Raw genomic sequence first — 23,700 nt, 5'->3', positions numbered from 1 at the left:
CGGGGGCCGCGATGCCATCGGCCGGTCAGCGCCCGGCCGAGGCGCGCGCGCGATAGTCCCGGGGGGTTTCGCCGAAACGGCGGCGGAAGGCTGCAGAAAAGCTGCCCTGCCGTTCATAGCCGAGCGAGACGGCGAGCGACTTCACCGGAATGGTGGTTTCCCCCAGCATCCGCGCGGCGCGGGCGAAGAGCGTCCGCTCGACATGCTCCATCACCGTCGATCCGCGCGTCGCCTTGAAGGCGCGCATCAGATGGCGGCGGCCGATGCCGCACAGCGATGCAAGCTCGGACACGCTGGGCACGGGCTTGCTTTCGTCGGCCAGCCGCTGGTCGATCCGCTTGAGCTGCCAGGGCGCGAGCGTGCCGGCCCTGTGGAAGCCGCGCTCGCGCACCAGCTCGAAATGGCGGGTCAGCTCCGCCAGCAGGACCATGCCGAGCCCGCGCACCAGCATCTCGCGCGCCGTGGACGGCCGGCTGACCGCGATGGAAAGCCGTTCCAGCGTGGCCAGCACCGCCGCGTCGCGAACGTCGATGCAGGCGGCAAGCTCGTCACCGCTGGCATTGGCGCCAAGCCCGGTCAGGCTTTCGAAAATATCCGGGTCGAAACGGCAGATCAGCAGCCGCCGTTCCGCATAGCCGGTGGACTGGACGTGGACGGCAAGGTTGGCGGGCACCAGTACCGCCGCGCCGAAGGGCACGAAGGAACGGTGCGATCGCGGCTCGCCAAAGCAGCCGCGCACGGGATCCTCCCCCTGCCCGGTCGGCAGATAGGCGATCGAAGGATAGTCGACGAGATGGGTGCGGGTGAAGGGGCCGGTATCGGGCTGCGAAAGCACATCGAGCCGGAAATCGCCGACGGCGAAATGCTGTTCGATTGCTCCGGCCTGATCCTCGTGCATGACCCAGCTATCCTCCACGAACGAACGCGGCGACCGGCCTTTCTGGCCCTGCCCGATTATCCGGGCGCCGTCCGCTGAGCGATCTTGCTGGCAAGACTATCATCTGTTGGGCCGCAATCAACCTTTGCGGCGCGCCGCTCCGCCCCGCAATATCCGCGTCGCCGCATCCATGCCGCTACAACATGTCGCAATGCGGAATATAGCGAACGAACAATTGCGCATTTGGCCGGATGGCAAAAGCTTTCTCGCGCGCCGGGGACGACCAATCGAGACGTGGAGGGGATATGGGCCGCAAAGGTGATGAGGTTCGTCCGTGCTCGTGCGTAGTAACGGGTATCGGCGTTCCGATCCGCTAAGGTGATCCGGTCGTTTCGATGGAATGGGGAAGCCGGAATGAGAATTCTTCAATGGATTCTCCGAACTTCCGTCGCGACGATCAACAGGCAAGATGAATTTCGATTGCAGGGGGATCGCTTGAGCGAAGATAAGGGCGCCGTCTTCGGTGAAAACTATGGCGGGAACGGCCATGGATCAGGATTATTCAGGCCATCGCGGCCGTCTCATATATCGCGCTTCATCGACGTCTGATCCGGCGATGGTGAAGAAGGCAGGGGCGCCGTTCGATATTGACGGCCTGGACGAGAAGATCATCGCCGCGCTTCGTTGCAACGGCCGGATCGCCACCCGCGATCTCGCGACCGAAGTGGGCGTGAAGGAAGCCACCGTCCGCGCGCATCTCAGGCGGCTGGAGGATAATGACATCGTGCGCGTGGTCGCGATGCGCGATCTGGCGGCGCTCGGCTATAATTGCGTGTCCGCCGTCGGCATCCAGGTGCGCGGCCGTCCCGCCGCCGACGTGGCGGCCGAGCTGGCGGAGATGGAACAGGTTATCACCGTGGCCGTGGCGATCGGCATCCACGACCTCGAGGTCCAGCTGGTCGCACGCGATGTTCACGAACTGGACCAGCTATTGACCGGCGTGATCGCCAAGGTGCGCGGCGTCGACCAGATATTCCCGTCGGTCGCGCTCAAGGTGATGAAATATGTATCGGAATGGGCTCCGTTCTAAGCGGCGCGGGCACATTCCGGCCAACGCCGCGCGGGCCTGCCTGACGACCGGAGCATCGGTTGGGGGGCGCCATTTCGCTAGCCTCCCTCCCCAGCCGGGCGCGCGCAGCGCGCTCCTGTTATGTTGGGGGAGCGCCATTTCGCCAGCCTCCCTCCCCGTCATTCCCGCGAAGGCGGGAATCCAAGGATGCGGTTGGCTCGATGGAGTCGATGGCGCCCGACACAATGGATTCCCGCCTTCGCGGGAATGACGAAGGGGGCTTTCAGAGTTCATTTCTCCGGCCGGAGAGGCGCGCGATGAAGGCCGAAACAGATCCTGCATGACGATCAGGGAATGGTGGCGCCATTCCCCAACCCGCCTCGCCCGCCCAGGCGCTCAGACCCTGAAGAAATCCGGCTTGGGGATGGTCCACTGATCGCCCCAGAGCTGGTTGCCGCCATCGATCGTCAGCACCTCGCCGGTGATGAAGCCGCCGGCATCGCCGGCGAGATAGCAGACGGCATTGGCGATATCCTCGACCTGGCCGAAGCGCCGCATCAGGTTGGTGTTCGGCATCTCGGCCCGCGCCTCATCCGAATAGACGGCCATGCCCTCGGTGGCGATGATGCCGGGGGACACGCAGTTCACCCGGATGTTGAGCGGCGCCCATTCGATCGCGACCGTCTTGGAGCCGTAGATCACGCCCGCGCGCGCCGCGCAGGTATGGGCGACGCCGGGCATGCCCCGCCAGATGACGGTGGCGACGTTGACGATCGATCCCGGCAGGCCGGCATCGCGCCATTTCCGGGCGGCCGCCTGCATCATGTACCAGGTGCCGTTGAGGTTGGTGTCGATCACCGCCGCCCAGCCCTTGGGCGAGAAATCGATCGCCGCCTGCGGGAACTGGCCACCGGCATTGTTGACGAGGATATCGACCCGGCCGAAATGCGCCCACGCGGCATCGAACATGGCGGCAACCGCCTCGGGATCGCGGATCGACAGCGGATGGACCAGGGTTTCGGCGGCATAGCGGGAAAGGCCGGCGGCCGTCGCCTCCAGCTTTTCCGCCTTGCGGCCGCACAGCACCAGTTTAGCCCCCAGCCTCGCGAACCAGTGCGCCACCGCCCGGCCGATGCCGCTGCCCGCGCCGGATACCACCACCACCTTGCCCGCGAACAGGCCCGGCGCCAGCGCGATCGGGATCGTCGCCAGTTCCTCGTCGCTGCGCCCATAAACCTCGGTCATCAGCGCAGCAGTTCGCCGGCGATGATGAGCTTGCGGATCTCGCTGGTGCCCGCGCCGATCTCCAGCAGCTTGGAGGCGCGGTAGAGCCGGTTGATCTCCGCCTCGCGCATATAGCCGACGCCGCCGTGGATCTGGACCGAATCGGAGATGACGCGCGTGCAGGTTTCCGCCGCATGGAGGATCGCCGCCGCCGTCAGCTTGTGGATCTCGCCCCGGCCGCCGCCATCCTCGCCGATCGCGTTGCATTCGGCGAGCGTGCGGTAGCAGAGCGCCTTCATCGTCTCGACGCCCACATACATCTCGGCCAGCTTGCCCTGGACGAGCTGGAATTCCCCGATCGGCCGGCCGAACTGGGTGCGCGTCCTGGCATAATCGATGGCGAGATCGAGCGCGCGCTCGGCCATGCCGACATTGAGCATCGCCACCACGGCGCGTTCGAGATCGAGGCCGCTCATGACGATGCCGACGCCGCGATTTTCCACGCCGACGAGATTTTCCGCCGGCACCTCGCAATCGTCGAACACCAGTTCCGCGGTGGTCGATCCGCGGAAGCCCATCTTGTCCAGCTTCTGGGCGACCTTGAAGCCCTTGAAGCCCTTTTCCACGATGAAGGCCGAAATGCCCTTGGTGCCGGCTTCCTTGTCGGTCCGCGCATAGACGAGGATCACGTCCGCCACGGGCCCGTTGGTGATATAGAGCTTGCGGCCGTTGAGCAGATATTTGCCACCCTCGCGGCGCGCCGTGGTAGCCATGGAGCCGAGCGCGTCGGAGCCTGCGCCCGGCTCGGTAAGGCCCAGCGCGCCGATCGCGGACCCGTCGCACAGGCCCGGCAGGTAACGCGCCTTCACCTCCTCCGATGCATTGCGGGCGATATTGTTGAGGCAGAGATTCTCATGCGCGACATAGCTCAGCGCGATCGAATGGTTCCACCGCGCCAATCCTTGCGCGATCAGGCCCGAGGTGAAGAAATCGCTGTCCGCGCCGCCGAAGCGGGCGGGCGCGGTGACGCCCAGGAAGCCCATGCGGCCAAGCTCCGGCATCGCTTCCGGCGGCCACCATTCCTCATCGTCCATCCGCTGCTGAAGCGGGGCGAAGCGATCGCGCGCGAAGGCGCTGGCCGTATCCAATATCTCCTGCTGCTCCGACGTCAGAGCAAACCCGCCCGGGAAGATGTTCGTCCCCAAATCCAGCTCCCTTCGCCCTTCCTTCATCGAGGGCCTTGACGTTAAAATGAACGCCATTCACTATTATGTCAATCAAGGCCGGGCGGGCCGAAGCCGGAAAGCCGGGAGTTGCGTACGTTGGGGAGGATCAGAGCGGGATGACCGCCTTTCCATTCGAATCGGTGCTGATCGCCAATCGCGGCGAGATCGCCGCGCGCCTGGCGCGCACGGTGAAGGCGCTGGGCCTGCGCGCGCTGCTGGTGGCGCACCGCGTGGACGAGGGATCGCCCGCGCTCGCGCTGGCCGACGACGTGCGCTGGATCGAAGGGCCGACGCCGGTCGCCGCTTTCCTCGATATTCCGCAGATCATCGCGGCGGCGCGCGACATGGGCGCCGGGGCGATCCATCCGGGTTATGGCTTCCTTTCGGAGAATGCGGGCTTCGCGCGCGCCGTGGCGGCGGCCGGCATGATCTTCGTCGGGCCGGAACCGGACACGATCGAGCTGATGGGGGACAAGGTGCGCGCGCGCGCCTTCGTCGAACGGCATGGCTTCCCTGTCGCACCCTCGGCCATCGAGGACGATGATCCCGCGACCTTCGTGGAACGCGCCCGCGCGCTCGGCGCGCCGATCCTGATAAAGCCTTCGGCCGGCGGCGGCGGCAAGGGCATGCGCATCGTGCGCGACATGGCGGTGCTGGAGCAGGAGATCGCGCGCGGCCGCAGCGAGGGCGAACGCTATTTCGGCGACGGGCGGCTGTTCGTCGAACGCTATATCGAACGCCCCCGCCATATCGAGGTGCAGGTGCTGGGCGACGCGCATGGCAATGTCGTCCACCTGTTCGAACGCGAATGCTCGCTGCAGCGCCGTTTCCAGAAGATCGTGGAGGAAGCCCCCTCCCCCGCGCTCACGCCGCAGGAGCGCGAGCGGATCTGCGAGACGGCGGCGGGCATCGCGCGGGCGGCAGGCTATCGCAACGCCGGAACGGTGGAGTTCATCTACGGCCAGGGCGAATTCTACTTTCTGGAGATGAACACCCGCCTCCAGGTGGAACATCCGGTGACGGAAGCGATCACCGGCATCGACCTGGTGGAGCAGCAGCTCCGCATCGCCGCCGGCCAGCCACTGGCCTTCGATCAGACCGCGGTCACGCGCTCCGGCCATGCGATCGAGCTGCGCATCTGCGCGGAGGACAGCGCCCGCGATTTCGCACCCACGACCGGCCCGGTGCTGCGGCTGGCGGCGCCGGCCGGCGCCCGCTTCGACGGCGGGGTCAGCGAAGGCGGGCGGATATCGGCGGCGTTCGATCCGATGATCGGCAAGCTGATCGTCCATGGCGAGGATCGCGCCGAGGCGATCGCCCGTGCCGACAGGGCGCTGGCCGGCCTGGTGCTGCTCGGGCTCAAGACCAATATCGGCTATCTCCGCCGGTTGATGGGCGATCCGGCCGTGATCGCGGGCGACATCCATACCGGCCTGATCGGCGAAAGGACCGAACTGGCGGCGGAGCCCGTGGCCGACGAGGCGACGCTGGCCCGGCTGGTCGCGATCGCCGCCCGGCACGTGCCCGAACTGGTGCGCGAGGCGGCCGAGATCCCGGCGATGCACGCGGCTATCGGGGGGTGGCGGAACTGATGCCCGGATTTTTCCTGATCGACGGCGTCGCCCATCCGGCGGCGCTGGCCCCGGCGGACCTGAAAGCACCGCCGCCGGAAGAGGCGATCGTGGCGAGGGACGGGGACCATATCTGGGTCCATGTCGATGGCGCCGCGCACGAGCTGGTCTGGCAGGACCCCATCACCCATTTCGAGGAGGAAAGCGCCAGCGGCGGCGATGACGTGGCCCGCGCGCCCATGCCCGGATCGGTGATCCAGGTGGCGGTGACGGACGGCGACAGCGTCGCCGAGGGCGAGATCATGATGGTGATCGAAAGCATGAAGCTGGAAACCGCCATCAAGGCCCCGCGCGACGGCGTGGTGATGACGGTGCATCGCGCCATCGGCCAGACCTTCGAACGCGATGCCGCGCTCATAACCCTGGAAGCAATCGCCCTATGATGCGCCGCATCCACAGCCGGATCGACACGTCCGGGACGACCTACCAGGCCAATCGCGCGCACAATCTGCGAATGGTGGCGGAACTGCGGGAGAAGCAGGAGGCCGTCCGCAATGTCCGCCCCCAGCGCGACCGCGACCGGCTGGACCGGCAGGGCAAGATGTTCCTGCGCGATCGGCTGGAGGCGCTGCTGGACCCCGGCACCCCGTTCCTGGAGCTTTCGACGCTGGCCGCCAACATGGCCTATGACGGCGATGTGCCCGGTGCCGGCCAGCTTTCCGGCATCGGCGTGGTTTCCGGCCGCGAGGTGGTGATCCACGCCGACGACGCCTCCGTAAAGGGCGGTGCCTGGTATCCGCTGTCGGTGAAGAAGATCGTCCGCACGCTGGATATCGCGATCGAGAACCGGCTGCCGGTGGTGCATCTGTGCGATTCGGCGGGCGGCTTCCTACCCTTGCAGGCCGAATTCTTCGCCGATCGCTATCATGCCGGGCGCATCTTCCGGAACCAGTCCATCCTTTCCAAGATGGGTGTGCCGCAGGTGGCCGTCGTCATGGGCCATTGCACGGCGGGCGGGGCCTATATCCCCGCGCTCAGCGATTACAACGTCATCGTCCGGGGCACCGGCGCGATCTTCCTGGGCGGCCCGCCACTGGTGAAGGCCGCGACCGGCGAGGAAGTGACGGTGGAGGAACTGGGCGGCGCCGACATGCATACCAGCGTGTCCGGCACGGCGGACTATCCCGCCTCGTCCGAACGGCACGCCATCGCCATCGCGCGCGAGATCGTCGGCCGCTTCACCCGCGCGGAAAAGGCGCAGGTCGACTGGGCCGAGCCCGAGCCGCCATATTACGACCCGCAGGAACTCTACGGCATATTGCCGCAGGACAGCCGCACCACCTTCGACATGCGCGAGGTGATCGCCCGCATCGTCGACGGCAGCCGCTTCCACGAATATCAGCCGCGTTACGGCGAGACGCTGGTCTGCGGCTTTGCCCGCATCTGGGGCTATCAGGTCGGCATCCTCGCCAATAACGGCGTGCTGTTCAACGACAGCTCGCTGAAGGGCGCGCACTTCATCCAGCTCTGCGACAAGAACCGCACCCCGCTGATCTTCCTGCAGAACATCACCGGCTTCATGGTCGGCCGCGAATATGAACGGCGCGGCATCTCCAAGGATGGCGCCAAGATGATCATGGCGGTTTCGGGCGCGTCGGTGCCCAAGTTCACCGTCAACTGCAACGGCGCGTTCGGGGCCGGCGTCTACGGCATGTCCGGCCGCGCCTTCGACAGCCGCTTCCTCTTCAGCTGGCCACAGGGGCAGACATCGGTGATGGGCGCGGAGCAGGCCGCCAACGTGCTGACCGACATCAAGCTGCGCCAGCTCGCCCGCAACGGCGATACGCTGACGGCGGAGCAGATCGACGCGATCCGCGATCCAGTGATCGAAGGCTATAAGCGCGAACAAAGCGCTTATTACGCCACGTCCGAAATTTGGGACGACGGCTTGCTCGATCCGGTGGACACGCGCAACGCGCTCGGGATAGCCATCAGCGCGGCGCTGAACGCGCCGATCGAAGACCCGCATTATGGGGTCTTCCGCCTGTAGCGATCGGGAGAAGACCATGACTGTCGAGACGCATTCCGCCAGCCTGCATCTCGTCGATCCCGAGCTCCGGGCCGCGCTCGATGCGTTTCCGACCTTCGACCTGAACGAAGACCTGCTACCGGTCATGCGCGCGCAAGGCTTCGGCGTGGACGTTCCCCCGCCGCAGGGGCCGGCGGCGGGCGTTGCGGTGGAGCGCATCACCGTGCCGGGACGCGATGGCGAGCCGGACGTATCCTGCCTGCTCTACACGCCCCCCGGCCGGACCGGGCAGAGCGGCGCCTATCTCCACATCCATGGCGGCGGCTATGTGCTGGGCGATGCGGCGATGAGCGAGCTTTCCAACCGATCGCTGGCGGCCGCGATCGGCTGCATCCTGCTCTCGGTCGACTATCGCCTCGCCCCGGAAACGCGCTGGCCCGGCGCGGTCGAGGATTGCTATGCCGCGCTCGGCTGGCTGCACGCCAATGCCAACCGGCTGGGCGTGGATCACCAGCGCATCGCGATCGGCGGCGAAAGCGCGGGCGGCGGCCATGCCGCATCGCTGGCGCTGGTCGCGCGCGATCGGGGCGAATACCGCATCCGGCACCAGCATCTGATCTATCCCATGATCGACGACCGGACGGGATCGACCGTGCCTGCCCTGCCCTATGCCGGCGATTTCGTGTGGACGGCCGCCTCCAACGCCTTTGGCTGGTCCGCCCTGCTCGGCCATCCCGCCGGCACCGGCGAGCCGCCGCGCAATGCGGTGCCGGCGCGGGTGGAGGATCTTTCCGGCCTGCCGCCCACCTTCCTCGGCACCGCCGCGCTCGACCTCTTCGTCGGCGAGAATCTCGATTATGGCCGGCGGCTGATCGCCGCCGGCGTGCCGACCGAGCTGGTCGTGGCCCCCGGCGCCTATCACGGCTTCAACGGCTTCGCGCCCGATGCCGCTGTCTCGCGCGGCTTCAACAGCGCCAGCCTGGAGGCGCTCCGCCGCGCCATCGGCTGAGTCTCTACGCATTTTGGCGCATTTGGCGCAATCTGGAAGCAGTTTGCGCTTGCGGATGCCCCACCTGCCCACCGATTAGTCACTCCAGGCCGAAAATCGGCAATATGGGAGAGACGGAATGGGCGATCTGATGCAGGCGATGGTGCTCGACGAGTTCGGCGGGCCGGAGGTGCTCCACATCGCCACGATCGAACGCCCCCGCGCCGCGCCCGGCAATGTCGTGGTCGAGGTGGCCTATGCCGGCGTCAACCCCGCCGACTGGAAGGCCCGTGAGGGCTGGCTTTCCCGCTATTTCCAATATCAGTTCCCCTTCGTCGTCGGCTTCGACGCGGCCGGCATCGTCGCGGAGGTGGGCGAAGGCGTCACCGGCCTGAAGGTGGGCGACCGGGTCGTCACCGCATCCAACCAGGGCATCGGCGAGCGCGGCTCCTACGCCCAGTTCGTCGCCTCCATCGAAGAACGATGCGTGAAGCTGCCCGATCATGTCGCGCTGGTCGATGCCGCGGCGATGCCGACCGCCGCCATCACCGCCTGGGAAGCGGTGTTCGATGTCGGAGGCACCGAGGCGGGCTCCATCGTGCTGGTCAATGGCGGCGCGGGCGGCACCGGCAGCTATGCCATCCAGCTTGCCCGCATGGCCGGCGCCCGCGTCGCCGCCACCTGCGGGCCTGCCAATATGGATTATGTCCGTGGCCTGGGGGCGGAGCTGGCGATCGATTATCGCCAGGGCGATGTCGCCGATGCGGTGCGCGCCTGGGCGCCGGAGGGCGTGGACCTCGTGGTCGACACGGTCGGCCAGGGATCGCTGCTGGAGGCGGTGGAGTTCACCCGGAAGGGCGGCGTGATCGCGCCGATCGCCACCTTGATCGCCGACGAGCCGACCATCGATCCCGCCCGTGCCGAGGCGCGCGGCGTGCGCGTCGTGCCGACGATTTCCAGCCACGCCAACCAGCCGCGCCAGCTTGCGGCGCTGGTGGCAGCGCTGGCGGAGGGCAGTATCCACGCGCCGGAAATCACGCTGATGCCGCTCGATCAGGCCGGCGAGGCGCATCGGAAGATCCAGGCGGGCCATGTGCGCGGCAAGATCGTGCTCGTGGTGAACGAAGCGCTCGGCCGCTGAGCGCCTTCCCCTCCCTACATTCGAAAGGCTGCCCCATGTCGCTGCAATATCTGATCGACAAGGATGCGATCGAACAGGTCTATGTCCGCTATTGCGAGATCGTCGACGCCAAGACCTTCGACGACATGCACGAGGTGTTCACCGAGGACGCGACCGGGGATTACACCCAGGCGCTCGGCCCCGGCGTGATCAGCCCCGATCGCGCCAGCCTGATCGCATCGATGCACGCCAATCTCGGCCCGGATTCCAATTGCGGGGCCACCCATCACAATGTCGGCAATTTCCGGGTGCGCGTGGATGGCGATCATGCGCACGCCAAGGTCCATTATTATGCCGAGCATCTCGGCCAGGGCGATTATGCCGGCGAGCAATATTCGATGTGGGGGCAGTATGAGGACGATCTCGTCCGCACCGTTGACGGCTGGCGGGTGAAGGCGCGCGTCTACACATGCGCCATCTCGCGCGGGCCGGCGGCGGTCACCAGCGCGCGGGTCGGTTGAGGCCCCCGAAAACCCGCTTTCGACGAACGACATAAAGCTGGCGACGAACGGCTTGGCCTTGACCTGCAAAACATGCAGTTTCGCCGCCATCACGCTTGTTTCGGAGACAATCCCATATGGATCGCCGTTCCTTCCTGGTCTCGTCCGGCGCGCTGGTGCTCGGCGCCGCCCTGCCCGCGCCGCTCTTCGCCAAAACCGATGCCGATGGCGCGCTCAACGCGCTGCTCGACAGCTTCTTCTACGAGAGCCTGGAGGACAGCCCCGAAGCCGCGACCAGCCAGGGGCTGGACAAGGGCCAGCGCGCGGCGCTGAAGAGCAAGCTCAGCGATTATTCCACCAGCGGGCGGGCCAAGCGGCTCGTGCGCGCCAAGGATCAGGCGGCGCGGCTCGCCCGCGTCGACCGCGCGGCGCTCTCCTCGCTCGGCCACGTCAATTATGACGTCACCGAATATATGCTGGCCCAGGACATCAAGGGCCTGGGCAAATATCCCTTCGGATCGGTGGACGGCATCTGGTCGCCTTATGCGATCAGCCAGCTCGGCGGCGCCTATCAGGGCGTGCCCGATTTCCTCGATTCCCAGCATGGTATCGAGAACAAGGCCGATGCCGATGCCTATCTCGCCCGCCTCGACGCCTTCGCGACCGTGCTCGATCAGGACAGCGAGCGCCAGCGGGCCGAAGCGGCTTATGGCGCGGTCGCCCCGGATTTCTCGCTGGACCTGACCATCGCCCAGCTCGAGGCGCTGCGCGGCAAGCCGGCGGCGGAGACGGTGCTGGTCCAGTCGATCGCGCGTCGGACCAAGGAGAAGGGCATTGCCGGCGACTGGGCGGCCCAGGCCGCGAAGATCGTTTCCGGCAAGATATTCCCCGCGCTCGATCGCCAGATCGCGCTGGTGAAGCAGCTTCGCGCCACCGCCAGCAGCGACGCAGGCGTGTGGCGCCTGCCCGAAGGCGCGGCCTTCTATGCCGATGCACTCGCCAACAGCACCACGACCACCCTGTCGCCCGAGGAGATTCACCAGATCGGGCTGGAGCAGGTGGCGGAGCTGACCGCGCGGATCGATACGATCCTGAAGGCCGAAGGGATGACGCAGGGCACCGTCGGCGAACGGCTGACCGCGCTCAACGCCGATCCGAAGCAGCTTTATCCCAACACCGACGAAGGCCGCGCCGCGCTGCTCGCCAGCCTGAATGCCGACATCCACAAGATGACGGCGCTGCTGCCCCGCGCCTTCTCCACCCTGCCCAAGGCGCCGATCGAGGTGCGCCGCGTGCCGGTGTTCATCCAGGATGGCGCGCCTAACGGCTATTACAATCCGGCCGCGCTCGATGGATCGCGCGACGCCATCTACTACATCAACCTCAAGGACACGCATGACTGGCCGAAATACGGCCTGCCGGCGCTGACCTTCCACGAAGCCGTGCCCGGCCACCATCTGCAGGGCAGCCTGGCGCAGGAAACCCAGGGCATCCCCATCCTGCGCCGCCAGACCTTCTTCTCCGCTTATGGCGAAGGCTGGGCGCTCTATGCCGAAGGCGTGGCAGAGGAACTGGGTGCCTATGGCGACGATCGCCTCGGCATCGCCGGCAGCCTCCAGTCCCTGCTGTTCCGCGCGGTGCGGCTGGTGATCGATACCGGCATCCACGCCAAGCGCTGGACCCGCGAGCAGGCGACCGACTACATGGTCGCCAACACCGGCTTCCCGCGCCCGCGTTCGCTGCGCGAGGTGGAGCGTTATTGCGTGTGGCCGGGACAGGCCTGCAGCTACAAGGTGGGCCACAACAAGTGGGTGGAACTGCGCAAGCGCGCGGAGGCAGAACTTGGCGACAGGTTCGACCTCGCCTGGTTCCACGATGTGCTGCTGGATGGCGCCATGCCGCTCACCATCCTGGAAGCCCGCGTGAACGAGCGGATCGCCGCCCGCAAGGCCTGACCCGACCGATCGGGCATCTCGACGCGCATCATCGCCCGTGTTAGCTGGGTATAACAGCATGACCTGGCGATGATGCGCGACGACGACCCTTACGACCTGGAATGGACCGAACCCGAGGAGGATCGCCGCGCGCCGGCATCCCCCCGGACTACGGACAGAAAGCCGCCACAGCGTGGGGCGGCGGCCCCCCGCGCCTTCTGGAAGCGCTGGCGCTTCTGGAAACGGGTGGCCCAGGCCGGCGCGCTGATCTTCGTCCTGCTGGTCGGCTGGCTGGCGATAACCGCGCCGCTGTCGCGATCGCTGAAGCCGATCGCGCCGCCCAGCATCACCCTGCTTTCCAGCGACGGCAAGCCGATCGCCCGCAAGGGCGCGATCATCGACCGGCCCGTGGTGGTGGCCGATCTGCCGCCGCATGTGCCGCAGGCCTTCATGGCGATCGAGGACCGGCGCTTCTACAGCCATTGGGGGATCGATCCGCGCGGCATCGCCCGCGCGGCCTGGCGCAACACCGTGGCGGGCGGCGTGCGCGAGGGCGGCAGCACCATCACCCAGCAGCTCGCCAAGGTCGCCTTCCTCGATTCCGATCGCACCGCCGCCCGCAAGCTGCGCGAGGTGCTGATCGCCTTCTGGCTGGAAGCGCGGCTTTCCAAGGACGAGATCCTGTCGCGCTATCTTTCGAACGTCTATTTCGGCGACAATGTCTATGGCCTGCGCGCGGCCGCCCTCCATTATTTCAACCGCCAGCCGGAAAAGCTGAACGTCGCGCAGGCGGCGATGCTGGCCGGGCTGCTGAAGGCGCCGTCCCGCCTCTCCCCAGCCGTGAACCTGAAGGGCGCGCGCGAACGCCAGCGCGTGGTGGTGGCCGCCATGGCGGACGCGGGCTTCCTTACGCCCGCGGAGGCCGCCGGCGTCCCGCCGGCCTCGCTCAACCTGCGGCCGCTCAAGATGCTGCCGAGCGGCACCTATTTCGCGGATTGGGCGCTGCCCGCGGCCCGCGACAATGCCGGCGCCGTCTATGCCGAGCAGGAGGTGAAGACCACGCTCGACAGCCGCATCCAGCGCGCGGCGGAGGCGGCGGTGCGCCGCGCCGGGCTGGGCAAGGCGCAGGTCGCGCTGGTGGCCATGCGGCCGGACGGCAGCGTCGTCGCCATGATCGGCGGCAAGAATTATGCGGACAGCCCGTTCAACCGGGCCACGCAGGCGCGGCGGCAGCCCGGCTCCACCTTCAAGCTGTTCGTCTATCTCGCCGCGATCCGCCACGGCCTGACGCCGGACAGCCTGGTGGAGGACGAGCCGATCACCATCGCCGGCTGGTCGCCCAAGAATAATGACGGGCGCTATCGCGGCAAGATCACCCTGCGCGAGGCTTTCGCCCGATCGAGCAACGTCGCCGCCGTCAGGATCGCGAGCGAGGTGGGCATGGACAATGTGATCCGCGCCGCCCGCGACCTCGGCATCACCAGCCCGCTCGCCGCCGACGATGCGACGCTGGCGCTGGGGACATCGGGCGTGACCCTGCTGGAGCTCACCTCCGCTTATGCCGCCATCGCCGCCAACGCCTATCCGGTGAAGGCGCACGCCCTGCCCGACAAGGAGCGGAGCTGGTATGACGCCTTCTGGGACCGGCCCCGCGCCTTCGACGGCGAAACGCGGGCGATGCTGCTCGACCTGCTGGGCGCGGCCGTGCGCGAGGGCACCGGCCGTTCCGCGACCTTGGCGATCGACGCCTTCGGCAAGACGGGCACCAGCCAGGATAATCGCGACGCCATCTTCGTGGGCTTTTCCGGCGATCTGGTGGCCGCCGTGTGGGTGGGCAATGACGATAACAGTCCGCTGGGCGGCATCGCGGGCGGCGGCTTGCCTGCACGGATCTGGCGCGATTTCATGAGCCGCGTCGTCGATGGCGCCGCGCCGCCGGTGGTGGAGCGCGAGCCGGCACCGGCGGCCGAGCCCGATCCGATCGGCGACCTGATCGAAAACCAGGTCGACAATCTCTCCATCGCCGTGAACGGCGCGATCGGCGATGTCGACGTAGGGCTGCGGGTGGGACCGGACGGGCTCACCATCTCGGCCAATCCCGGCAATAATCGCCCGCCCGAGGAACGGCGCGGCCCCGGCCCGGCGATAGCCCCGCCGCCGCCCGTGCCCGAACCGGTGCCGAACGGGCAGTGAGGCCCGCCGCCTCCGGCCTTGAGCTTCCGGCGCGCCGCCTCTAGACGAAACGGCGATGCCGACCGATCCGCACCCTTTTCCGCACCGTCACCTGACGGGCATCTATGGCCTGCAACCCTGGGAGATCGCTTTCCTGCTCGACGAGGCCGAGCAGTGGATCGCGCTCAATCGCGGCACGGCCAAGCATGACGACCGGCTGGCGGGGCTGACGCTGATCAACGCCTTCTTCGAGAATTCGACGCGGACCCTGCTGTCCTTCGAGATCGCCGGCAAGCGGCTTGGCGCGGACGTAGTGAACATGCAGGTCGCCGCATCCAGCGTGAAGAAGGGCGAGACGCTGATCGACACCGCCATGACGCTGAACGCCATGCGCGCGGACGTGATCGTGATCCGCCACGAGGCATCCGGCGCGGTGCAGCTCATCGCGGACAAGGTGGACTGCCCGGTGCTGAACGCCGGCGACGGGCGGCACGAGCACCCCACCCAGGCGCTGCTCGACGCGCTGACCATCCGCCGCCGCAAGGGACGGATCGATGGCTTGCGCGTCGCCATCTGCGGCGATGTGCTGCACAGCCGGGTCGCCCGGTCCAACATATTGGCGCTGACCGCGCTCAATGCCGAAGTGCGCGTGGTCGGCCCTTCCACCCTGCTGCCGCCCGCGATCGAGCGGATGGGCGTGACCGCCTTCACCGATTTCGATGCCGGGCTGGATGGCGCGGACGTGGTGATGATGCTGCGGCTGCAGCGCGAGCGGATGGCGGGCGGCTTCGTCCCCTCGCCGCGCGAATATCATGCGCTCTACGGGCTGACGCCGGAGCGGCTGGAGCGCGCCGCGCCGGATGCGCTGGTGATGCATCCGGGGCCGATGAACCGGGGCGTGGAGATTTCATCGTCGGTGGCGGACGATCCCGTGCGATCGGCGATCACCGAACAGGTCGAGATGGGAGTGGCGGTGCGCATGGCCTGCCTTGACGTGCTGACGCGCGCGCGCCGGGGAGTTCCGGGATGGAACTGAAACCGATCGCCATCGTCAACGGCCGCCTGATCGAGGCGGACGGCACCACCCGGCCGGGCGGCGTGCTGGTGCGCGACCGCAGCATCGCCGCCATCGGCGAGATCGAAGCGGCGGGCGTGGAGACCATCGATGCCAGGGGCGCGCTGCTGGCGCCGGGCATCGTCGACCTCGGCACCTTCGCCATCGACCTGCCGGCCTTCACCGCCGGCGGCATCACCCGCGCCGCCCTGATGCCGGACCAGTCCCCGCCGCTGGACGATGCGGCGCTGGTGCAGCGCGCGGCCGCGGCCGGCAAGCCGGACGTGTGGATCCACCCGATAGCGGCGGCCACCCGCGCGCTGGCGGGCGAGGAACTGGCCGAGATCGGCCTGATGAAGGCGGCGGGCGCCTGCGCGGTCGCCACCGGGCGCGGCTGGATCGCCGATTCGGGCGTGATGCTGCGGCTGCTCGGCTATGCCGCGTCGCTCGACATGCCGGTGATCGTGCATGCCGAGGATGGCTGGCTGGCCACCGGCGCGGTGGCGACATCGGGCGAAACCGCGACGCGGCTGGGCCTGCCCTCCGCCCCGGCCATGGCCGAGGCGATGGCGATCGCGCGCGATCTGATGCTGGCCGAGGAAACCGGCGCGCGCATCCATTTCCATCAGGTGACGACGGCGCGCGGGTTCGACCTTATCCGCGCCGCCCGCCAGCGCGGCGTGCGCGTGACCTGCGGCATCACGCCGGCGCACCTGCTGCTTTCCGACACCGCCATCGGCCAGTTCCGCACCTTCGCCCGGCTTTCACCCCCCTTGCGCGAGGAGCGGGACCGGCTGGCGGCGATCGAGGCGGTGCGCGACGGCACCGTGGACATCCTCTGTTCCGCGCACGATCCGCAGGGGCCGGAAGCCAAGCGCCTGCCCTTCGTCGATGCCGAACCCGGCATGGCCGGGGCGGAGACGCTGCTGACGCTGTCCCTCACGCTGGTGCGCGACGAGGTGATCGGCCTGCCCCGCCTGTTCGAGTTGCTTTCGGCCAATCCCGCGCGGCTGCTGGGCCTGCCGGGCGGGCAGCTGGAGACGGGCGCCGAGGCGGACCTGATCCTGATCGATCCCGATGCTCCGTGGCGGATCGATGCCGACCGAATGGCCGCCAAGGCCGGCAACACGCCGTTCGACGGGCTGCCGGTTCAGGGCAAGGTGCTGATGACGATCAAGGGCGGCCGGCCGCTCCGCTGAGGCGGTCAGGCCCGGCGGTAGCGGAGCAGCAGCAGCGGCTGGGCGAGAGCGAGGCCGGCGAAGAAACCGCCGATATGGGCGGCGATCGCGATGCCGCCCCCGCCCGATCCGCCCCAGGAGGCGAGGCCGACCATCAGTTGCAGCAGCACCCAGGCAGCCGCGAGCCATAGGGCGTTGGCAAGCTGGTTGAGCCGGCGATTGGCGAAGGTCCGGCGTTTCTCGCCATAGAGGAGCGCATAGGCGCCGATCACCGCCGAGACCGCGCCGCTGGCGCCGATCATCGGCCAGGGCTCGGTAGGGCCGGCGAGAAAATGGCCGAACGCGGCGACATAGGCGCCGACGACATAAAGGATCACGATCCCGCGCGCGCCGATGGCGGCTTCCACGAAGCGCCCACACAGCCCGAGGATCAGCATGTTGAAGGCGATGTGGATGAAACCGCCGTGCAGCAGCGTGGCGGTGAGCGGCGTCAGCCAGCGCGGGGCGAAGGGAATGCCCCGGACCGACATCTCGAGCGTGGGCGCCACCCCGCCGATCGAAAAACGGGCGGGGATGAACCCGCCCGCATAAGCGGCGATATCGCCCAGGCCGCTCCACGAGACGAGCAGCCAGGACGCGATCGTCACGCCCAATATGGCCAGCGTTGCGCGGGCGGGCGGCAATTGCATCCGCCGCCGCTCCTCAGATGAACTCGATCTTGGAGACCAGATAGTAGCGATCGCCGGAAGGCACCGTCACCTCCACCTCGTCATCCACCTTGCGGCCGATGAGCGCGCGGCCGAGCGGCGAGTTGTATGAGATCCTGCCCGACTTGGCATCCGCCTCGGTCTGGCCGACGATCTGATACTTGATCGGCTTCTCATCCTCGTCGAGCAGGTGGACGGTGGCGCCGAACACCACCTTGTCCCCCGAAAGCGTCGTCGGATCGATCACCTGCGCGCGGCTCAGCCGGTCCTCGATATCGGCGATCATCGCCTCGATCTGGCCCTGGCGCTCCTTGGCGGCATGATATTCGGCATTTTCCGAAAGATCGCCATGCGCGCGCGCTTCCTCGATCGCGTCGATGACCTGCGGCCGCTCCAGCTTGAGGCGCGCGACCTCCTCTTCCAGCATCCGGTAGCCTTCCGCCAGCATCGGCAGCTTTTCGACGGTCGCCATCAGCGAAACCCCTTCAGTAAAATCTTGTCCCCGGGCGGTTCCAACCGGTGCCGCCCGCACTTCCATCGACGATGTGGGGATCAGTCGTGCGAAGTGGAATAATATGATTGGAGCGGCTGCACTTCAAGGTCTCGTTCTTGCAGTGCAGCGATGGCTTCCACCGCCGCGACGCTGGCGGCCGCCGTGGTGAAATAAGGCACCTTGCCGAGCAGCGCGGAAGCGCGGATCGACTGCGAATCCTGCAGCGACTGCCACCCTTCGGTGGTGTTGAAGATCAGCTGGACGCCGCCATCCTTGATCCGGTCGACGATGTGCGGCCGGCCCTGCTGCACCTTGTTCACCGCTTCCACATCCATGCCCAGGCCATTGAGATAGGCCGCGGTCCCGGAAGTGGCGATGACCTTGAAGCCCAGCTTCAACAGGCCCTGGACGGCGGGGACGACGACCGCCTTGTCGCTATCCTTGACCGAGACGAACACCGTGCCGGATGCCGGCAGGACAGTGCCCGCACCAAGCTGTGCCTTGAAGAAGGCGGTGGCAAAATCCTTATCGATTCCCATGACTTCGCCCGTGGACTTCATCTCCGGCGAGAGGACGGGGTCGACGCCGGGGAAGCGCGCGAAGGGGAATACCGCCTCCTTCACCGCGATATGATCGATATGGCGGTCGATCTTCGGCAGGTCGGCGAGCTTCTCGCCCGCCATCACGCGCGCGGCGATCTTGGCGATGGGCGCGCCGATCGCCTTGGCAACGAAGGGCACGGTGCGGCTGGCGCGGGGGTTGACCTCGATCAGATAGACATCGCCGTCCTTGACCGCGAATTGCACGTTCATGAGGCCCCGCACCTCGAGCGCCCTGGCGAGCGCGTCGGTCTGCCGTTCTATTTCCGCGACGATCTCCGCGCTCAGGCTGTAGGGCGGCAGCGAACAGGCGCTGTCGCCCGAATGGACGCCGGCCTCCTCGATATGCTGCATCACGCCCGTGACGACGACATCGGTGCCGTCGCCGATCGCATCGACATCCACCTCGATCGCGTCGCGCAGATACTGGTCGATCAGCACCGGCGACGATCCGGAGACCTGGACGGCCGTATTGATGTAGGTTTCGAGCTGGGCGGGATTTTCCACCACTTCCATCGCCCGGCCGCCAAGCACATAGGACGGACGCATCAGCACCGGATAGCCAACGCGCTCGGCCACGGCCAGCGCCTCCTCCCGGCTGCGGGCGATGCCGTTGCGCGGCTGCTTCAGGCCGAGGCGGCCGACCAGATCGGCGAAACGCTCGCGATCCTCGGCAAGGTCGATCGCATCGGGGCTGGTGCCGAGGATCGGGATGCCCGCCTCTTCCAGCTCCTGGGCGAGCTTCAGCGGCGTCTGCCCGCCGAACTGGACGATCACGCCTTCCAGCGTGCCGTTCGACATCTCGACATGCAGGATTTCCAGCACGTCCTCGGCGGTCAGCGGCTCGAAATACAGGCGGTCGGACGTGTCATAGTCGGTCGAAACCGTTTCCGGGTTGCAGTTGACCATGATCGTTTCATAGCCGGCCTCATCCAGCGCGAAGCAGGCGTGGACGCAGCAATAATCGAACTCGATGCCCTGCCCGATGCGGTTGGGCCCCCCGCCGAGGATCACGACCTTTTTCCGGTCCGAAGGCTGGCTTTCGCATTCGGGCGCGCCGAAGGACGGGGCCTCGTAAGTCGAATACATATAAGGCGTCTTCGCCTCGAACTCCGCCGCGCAGGTATCGATGCGCTTGAAGACGGGGCGAACGCCCAGCCGGTGGCGCAGCGCGCGAACGTCCTTTTCGGTGACGCCGCCGGTCAGCGCCGTCACCGCATCATGAACGATGCCGCCGCCCCGCGCATGGGCGCTTTCCATGCCGCGCAGATGGGCGGACTGGAGCGCGAGATAAGCGAGCCGCTTGTCCGAAAAGCCCATGGCCTTCAGGCGGCGCAGCCCTTGCGCGTCGCGCGGCAGGCCTTCTTCCATCACCTGCTTCTCGGCGGCGACGATCTCGGCCAGCCGTTCCAGGAACCAGGGATCATATTTGGCGATGCGGTGAACCTCATCGACCGAGAAGCCCTCGCGCAGCGCCTGGGCGGCGACGAGCAGGCGATCCGGCGTCGGCCGGGCGAGTTCCGCCTCGATCACCGCGCGTTCGGCGCCTGCTAGCGCCTCGACGAAGTTGAAGCCGGACAGGCCGGTTTCCAGGCCGCGCAGCGCCTTCTGCATCGATTCGTGGATGTTGCGGCCGATCGCCATCACCTCGCCCACCGATTTCATGGCGGTGGACAGCAAAGGCTCGGCGCCCTTGAACTTTTCGAACGCGAAGCGCGGGATCTTGGTGACGACATAGTCGATCGTCGGCTCGAACGAGGCCGGCGTGGCGCCGGTGATGTCGTTGTCGATCTCGTCGAGCGTATAGCCCACCGCCAGCTTGGCGGCGACCTTGGCGATCGGGAAGCCCGTGGCCTTGGAGGCCAGCGCCGAGGACCGCGAGACGCGCGGGTTCATCTCGATGACCACCAGGCGGCCGTCCTTGGGGTTGACCGCGAACTGGACGTTGGAGCCGCCGGTCTCCACCCCGATCTCGCGCAGCACCGCGATGCTGGCGTTGCGCATGATCTGATATTCCTTGTCGGTCAGCGTCAGCGCTGGCGCGACGGTGATGGAATCGCCCGTATGGACACCCATCGGATCGACATTCTCGATCGAGCAGATGATGATGGCATTGTCGTTCCGATCCCGGACGACCTCCATCTCATATTCCTTCCAGCCGAGCAGCGATTCCTCGATCAGCACCTCGGTGGTGGGCGAGGCATCGAGGCCGCCGGTGACGATCTGGATGAACTCCTCGCGATTATAGGCGACGCCGCCGCCGGTGCCGCCCATGGTGAAGCTGGGGCGGATGATCGCCGGCAGGCCGGTATGCTCCAGCGCGGCCAGCGCCTCGTCCACGGTGTGCGCCACGGCGGAACGGGCGCTTTCCAGCCCGATCTTGTCCATCGCTTCCCGGAATTTCTGCCGGTCCTCGGCTTTGTCGATCGCCTCGGCATCGGCGCCGATCATGACGCAGCCGAACTTCTCCAGCGTGCCGTCGTTGAACAGCGCGAGCGCGGTGTTGAGCGCCGTCTGGCCGCCCATGGTGGGCAGCACGGCGTCCGGCCGCTCCTTCTCGATGATCTTGGCGACGACGGCGGGCGTGATCGGCTCGACATAGGTGGCGTCGGCCATGTCCGGATCGGTCATGATCGTCGCCGGGTTCGAATTGACGAGGATGATGCGATATCCTTCCTCGCGCAGCGCCTTGCACGCCTGCGTGCCCGAATAATCGAACTCGCACGCCTGCCCGATGACGATCGGACCCGCGCCGATGATGAGGATGGATTTAATGTCGGTGCGTTTGGGCATCAGTGGGTCAATCCGGTTTGAGCGACACATCCCCAGCCATCATATTCGAGGCCGAACATCGCTTCGATCTGCAGGCAAGTAATCGTAAGGGCTTTGATGGCGTCCGCGTCGGCGGTCTGCACGCGCTGGAGGAAAAGCCAAGGCTCTCCATCGTCCGATGGCTCGGTTTCGATCACCTCGAACCCCAGCTCCTCCGCGGCATCCGCCAGATCGTCAAGAGCATCGGGAGGCCCGCGAAAGCTGACGTCCACCGCCCTTGGAATATCGGGCCGGTCGCCATTTTCGCGAAGATTCGCCAATACGTCCTGATCCGCCCGCCATTCCTCGTTCAGCCGCGCCGGATCGACCGGCGGCAGTTTCACGCCGCCTTCTCCAACGATGCGACGAACTTCTCGAACAGATAATGGCTGTCCTGCGGGCCGGGGCTGGCTTCGGGATGATATTGTACGCTGAACGCGGGCGCGTCGGTAAGCTCCAGTCCGGCGAGCGAGCCGTCGAACAGAGAGATATGCGTGGTCCGCGCGTTCGCCGGCAGCGTCTCCGCATCCACCGCGAAGCCGTGGTTCATGCTGGTGATCTCGACCCGGCCGTCGTCCGAACGCTTGACCGGATGGTTCGCGCCGCGATGGCCCTGGTGCATCTTGTAGGTCGTGGCGCCGATGGCGAGGCCGAGGAGCTGGTGGCCGAGGCAGATGCCGAAGATGGGCTTGCCGATCTTCAGCAGCTCCCGGATCACCGGCACGGCATATTCGCCGGTCGCGGCGGGATCGCCGGGGCCGTTGGAGAGGAACACGCCATCGGGCTTGTGGGCCATCACCTCGTCGAAGGTAGCCGTCGCCGGCACCACCGTGACGCGGGCGCCGGCATTGACCAGGTTGCGCAGGATGTTCCGCTTCAGCCCGTAATCGATCGCCACGACATGCGGGCCAGCGGGGTTGGCGGAATGGGTCGCATAGCCCTGGCCCAGCGTCCAGAGGCCGTCATCCCACTTGTAGCTCTGGGTGGAGGAAACCTCCCTGGCGAGGTCCATGCCCTCCAGCCCCGGCCACCCCCGTGCCTTGGCCAGCAGCGCGGGGATATCGAATTCGCCCTTCGCATTGTGGGCGATCACGCCGTTGGGGGCGCCCTGGATGCGGATGGCGCGGGTGAGCGCGCGGGTATCGACCCCGGCAAGCCCGATGCGGCCGTTCGACTTCAGCCAGGCATCGAAATTCTGGATCGAACGGAAATTGGACGGCGCGGTCACGTCCTCGCGCACGATCAGGCCGAGCGCGTGGGGGTTGGTCGCCTCCACATCCTCATGATTGGCGCCGACATTGCCGATATGGGGGAAGGCGAAATTGATGATCTGCCCGGCGAAGGACGGATCGGTCATGATTTCCTGATAGCCGGTCATCGAGGTGTGGAAGCACACCTCGCCCACGGCGTCGCCCTCGGCACCGAACCCCCGGCCCCAGATCACGGCTCCATCGGCCAGAACCAATACGCCAGTGGCACCTTCTGGGCGCGCGTGATCGGTCTCGGCCATTTGGAGGCTCTCCTGTTGCTGGGGCGGCGGGTAAACGGCGGGGTTCCTAGGAGGGTGGTCGGGCAGGGTCAATCTATTAAAATTCTGCAACGGACGCTATGCTGATCGCTTTCCCGGACCATCTCCCGAGGCTCCATGATTCGTGACGACATAAAGGCGGGCCTGGTGTCCGCGATGAAGGCGCGCGACGCCGAGAAGACCGCAGCTATCCGCCTGATCCAGGCCGCCATCAAGAATCGCGATATTGAAGCGCGGACGGGCACCGCGCCCGCCGACGACGATGTGCTGGTGACCGAGGTGCTGCAGAAGATGGCGAAGCAGCGCCGCGAATCGATCGAGATGTTCGAGAAAGGCGGCCGCACGGAGTTGGCCCAGGCGGAAAAGGGCGAGCTCGCCGTGATCGAGGGCTTCCTGCCCGCGCAGATGGACGAGGACGAGGCCAAGGCCGCGATCGCCGGCATCGTCGCGGAGCTTGGCGCGACGTCGGTGAAGGATATGGGCCGGGTGATGGCCGCGGTGAAGGAGCGCTTCGCCGGCCAGCTCGACATGAGCAAGGCCAGCGGGCTGGTGAAGGGAGCGCTTGCTTAAGGCCGCGCGGGCATTCTCTTCCTTCCGTTCGTGTCGAGCGCAGTCGAGAC

The 23,700-nt window shown here is 67.0% G+C and carries 20 protein-coding genes; 12 read left to right on the top strand and 8 right to left on the bottom strand.

Going from position 1 to position 23,700, the window contains the following annotated elements; genetic code table 11:
- Nucleotides 1–25 precede the first annotated feature (25 nt).
- Nucleotides 26–898, bottom strand: a complete 873-nt coding sequence (locus G432_RS00785) for a helix-turn-helix transcriptional regulator (RefSeq protein ID WP_015456899.1) — start codon at nucleotides 896–898, stop codon at nucleotides 26–28.
- A gap of 595 nt (nucleotides 899–1,493) precedes the next feature.
- Here G432_RS00785 and G432_RS00780 point away from each other — a divergent pair.
- Nucleotides 1,494–1,967, top strand: coding sequence for an Lrp/AsnC family transcriptional regulator (locus G432_RS00780; protein WP_015456898.1), 474 nt, complete (start codon nucleotides 1,494–1,496; stop codon nucleotides 1,965–1,967).
- A 375-nt stretch (nucleotides 1,968–2,342) separates the two neighbouring features.
- Here the strand turns inward: G432_RS00780 and G432_RS00775 are convergent, their stop codons facing one another.
- Both G432_RS00775 and G432_RS00770 read right to left on the bottom strand, forming a co-directional pair.
- Complete coding sequence (locus G432_RS00775) at nucleotides 2,343–3,191, bottom strand: SDR family oxidoreductase (protein WP_015456897.1); 849 nt, start codon at nucleotides 3,189–3,191, stop codon at nucleotides 2,343–2,345.
- Nucleotides 3,191–4,375, bottom strand: coding sequence for an acyl-CoA dehydrogenase family protein (locus G432_RS00770; RefSeq protein WP_015456896.1), 1,185 nt, complete (start codon nucleotides 4,373–4,375; stop codon nucleotides 3,191–3,193). Before G432_RS00770 ends, G432_RS00775 begins: the two co-directional genes overlap by 1 nt.
- A gap of 137 nt (nucleotides 4,376–4,512) precedes the next feature.
- Here G432_RS00770 and G432_RS00765 point away from each other — a divergent pair, with 137 nt between their 5' ends.
- From G432_RS00765 to G432_RS00720, 10 genes are all read left to right on the top strand, one after another.
- On the top strand, nucleotides 4,513–5,988 hold the full coding sequence (locus G432_RS00765) for an acetyl-CoA carboxylase biotin carboxylase subunit (protein WP_015456895.1): 1,476 nt from the start codon (nucleotides 4,513–4,515) through the stop codon (nucleotides 5,986–5,988).
- Nucleotides 5,988–6,410: an acetyl-CoA carboxylase biotin carboxyl carrier protein subunit gene (locus G432_RS00760; protein WP_015456894.1), complete on the top strand. Its 423-nt coding sequence runs from the start codon at nucleotides 5,988–5,990 to the stop codon at nucleotides 6,408–6,410. Before G432_RS00765 ends, G432_RS00760 begins: the two co-directional genes overlap by 1 nt.
- Nucleotides 6,410–8,017 (top strand): acyl-CoA carboxylase subunit beta, encoded by a 1,608-nt coding sequence (locus tag G432_RS00755; protein ID WP_041865032.1) that lies wholly within the window; start codon nucleotides 6,410–6,412, stop codon nucleotides 8,015–8,017. The genes G432_RS00760 and G432_RS00755 overlap by 1 nt, the downstream gene beginning before the upstream one ends.
- A gap of 16 nt (nucleotides 8,018–8,033) precedes the next feature.
- On the top strand, nucleotides 8,034–9,005 hold the full coding sequence (locus G432_RS00750; protein WP_015456892.1) for an alpha/beta hydrolase: 972 nt from the start codon (nucleotides 8,034–8,036) through the stop codon (nucleotides 9,003–9,005).
- Nucleotides 9,006–9,123: 118 nt separating this feature from the next.
- Nucleotides 9,124–10,125: a quinone oxidoreductase family protein gene (locus G432_RS00745; RefSeq protein ID WP_015456891.1), complete on the top strand. Its 1,002-nt coding sequence runs from the start codon at nucleotides 9,124–9,126 to the stop codon at nucleotides 10,123–10,125.
- Nucleotides 10,126–10,160: 35 nt separating this feature from the next.
- Complete coding sequence (locus G432_RS00740; RefSeq protein WP_015456890.1) at nucleotides 10,161–10,625, top strand: nuclear transport factor 2 family protein; 465 nt, start codon at nucleotides 10,161–10,163, stop codon at nucleotides 10,623–10,625.
- Between the two features lie 116 nt (nucleotides 10,626–10,741).
- Entirely contained in the window at nucleotides 10,742–12,559 is a 1,818-nt protein-coding gene (locus G432_RS00735; RefSeq protein WP_015456889.1) for a DUF885 domain-containing protein, read from the top strand.
- Between the two features lie 69 nt (nucleotides 12,560–12,628).
- The gene (locus G432_RS00730) at nucleotides 12,629–14,731 is read left to right on the top strand and encodes a transglycosylase domain-containing protein (RefSeq protein ID WP_015456888.1); all 2,103 of its coding nucleotides are present in this window, start codon (nucleotides 12,629–12,631) and stop codon (nucleotides 14,729–14,731) included.
- Nucleotides 14,732–14,786: 55 nt separating this feature from the next.
- The gene (locus G432_RS00725; RefSeq protein WP_015456887.1) at nucleotides 14,787–15,746 is read left to right on the top strand and encodes an aspartate carbamoyltransferase catalytic subunit; all 960 of its coding nucleotides are present in this window, start codon (nucleotides 14,787–14,789) and stop codon (nucleotides 15,744–15,746) included.
- Nucleotides 15,737–16,963 carry a dihydroorotase gene (locus G432_RS00720; protein ID WP_015456886.1) on the top strand — a complete coding sequence of 409 codons (1,227 nt, stop codon included), beginning with the start codon at nucleotides 15,737–15,739 and terminating at the stop codon, nucleotides 16,961–16,963. The genes G432_RS00725 and G432_RS00720 overlap by 10 nt, the downstream gene beginning before the upstream one ends.
- A 5-nt stretch (nucleotides 16,964–16,968) precedes the next feature.
- Here G432_RS00720 and G432_RS00715 read toward each other — a convergent pair whose 3' ends face one another.
- The 5 genes from G432_RS00715 to carA form a co-directional block, all read right to left on the bottom strand.
- A complete protein-coding gene (locus G432_RS00715; protein WP_015456885.1) occupies nucleotides 16,969–17,631 on the bottom strand; it encodes a rhomboid family intramembrane serine protease in 663 nt (220 codons plus the stop codon).
- Between the two features lie 13 nt (nucleotides 17,632–17,644).
- Entirely contained in the window at nucleotides 17,645–18,121 is a 477-nt protein-coding gene (gene greA / locus G432_RS00710; RefSeq protein WP_015456884.1) for a transcription elongation factor GreA, read from the bottom strand.
- A gap of 80 nt (nucleotides 18,122–18,201) precedes the next feature.
- Nucleotides 18,202–21,534, bottom strand: a complete 3,333-nt coding sequence (carB, locus tag G432_RS00705; RefSeq protein ID WP_015456883.1) for a carbamoyl-phosphate synthase large subunit — start codon at nucleotides 21,532–21,534, stop codon at nucleotides 18,202–18,204.
- Nucleotides 21,534–21,896: a ribonuclease E inhibitor RraB gene (locus G432_RS00700; RefSeq protein WP_015456882.1), complete on the bottom strand. Its 363-nt coding sequence runs from the start codon at nucleotides 21,894–21,896 to the stop codon at nucleotides 21,534–21,536. Before G432_RS00700 ends, carB begins: the two co-directional genes overlap by 1 nt.
- Nucleotides 21,893–23,062, bottom strand: coding sequence for a glutamine-hydrolyzing carbamoyl-phosphate synthase small subunit (gene carA / locus G432_RS00695; protein ID WP_015456881.1), 1,170 nt, complete (start codon nucleotides 23,060–23,062; stop codon nucleotides 21,893–21,895). The genes G432_RS00700 and carA overlap by 4 nt, the downstream gene beginning before the upstream one ends.
- A 135-nt stretch (nucleotides 23,063–23,197) precedes the next feature.
- Here carA and G432_RS00690 point away from each other — a divergent pair, with 135 nt between their 5' ends.
- Nucleotides 23,198–23,650, top strand: coding sequence for a GatB/YqeY domain-containing protein (locus G432_RS00690; protein WP_015456879.1), 453 nt, complete (start codon nucleotides 23,198–23,200; stop codon nucleotides 23,648–23,650).
- Nucleotides 23,651–23,700 lie beyond the last annotated feature (50 nt).

The sequence above is a fragment of the Sphingomonas sp. MM-1 genome (assembly GCF_000347675.2).
In the GTDB taxonomy this organism is placed as follows: Bacteria; Pseudomonadota; Alphaproteobacteria; order Sphingomonadales; family Sphingomonadaceae; genus Sphingomonas_E; species Sphingomonas_E fennica.
This window is presented reverse-complemented; position numbering and strand designations above follow the sequence as displayed.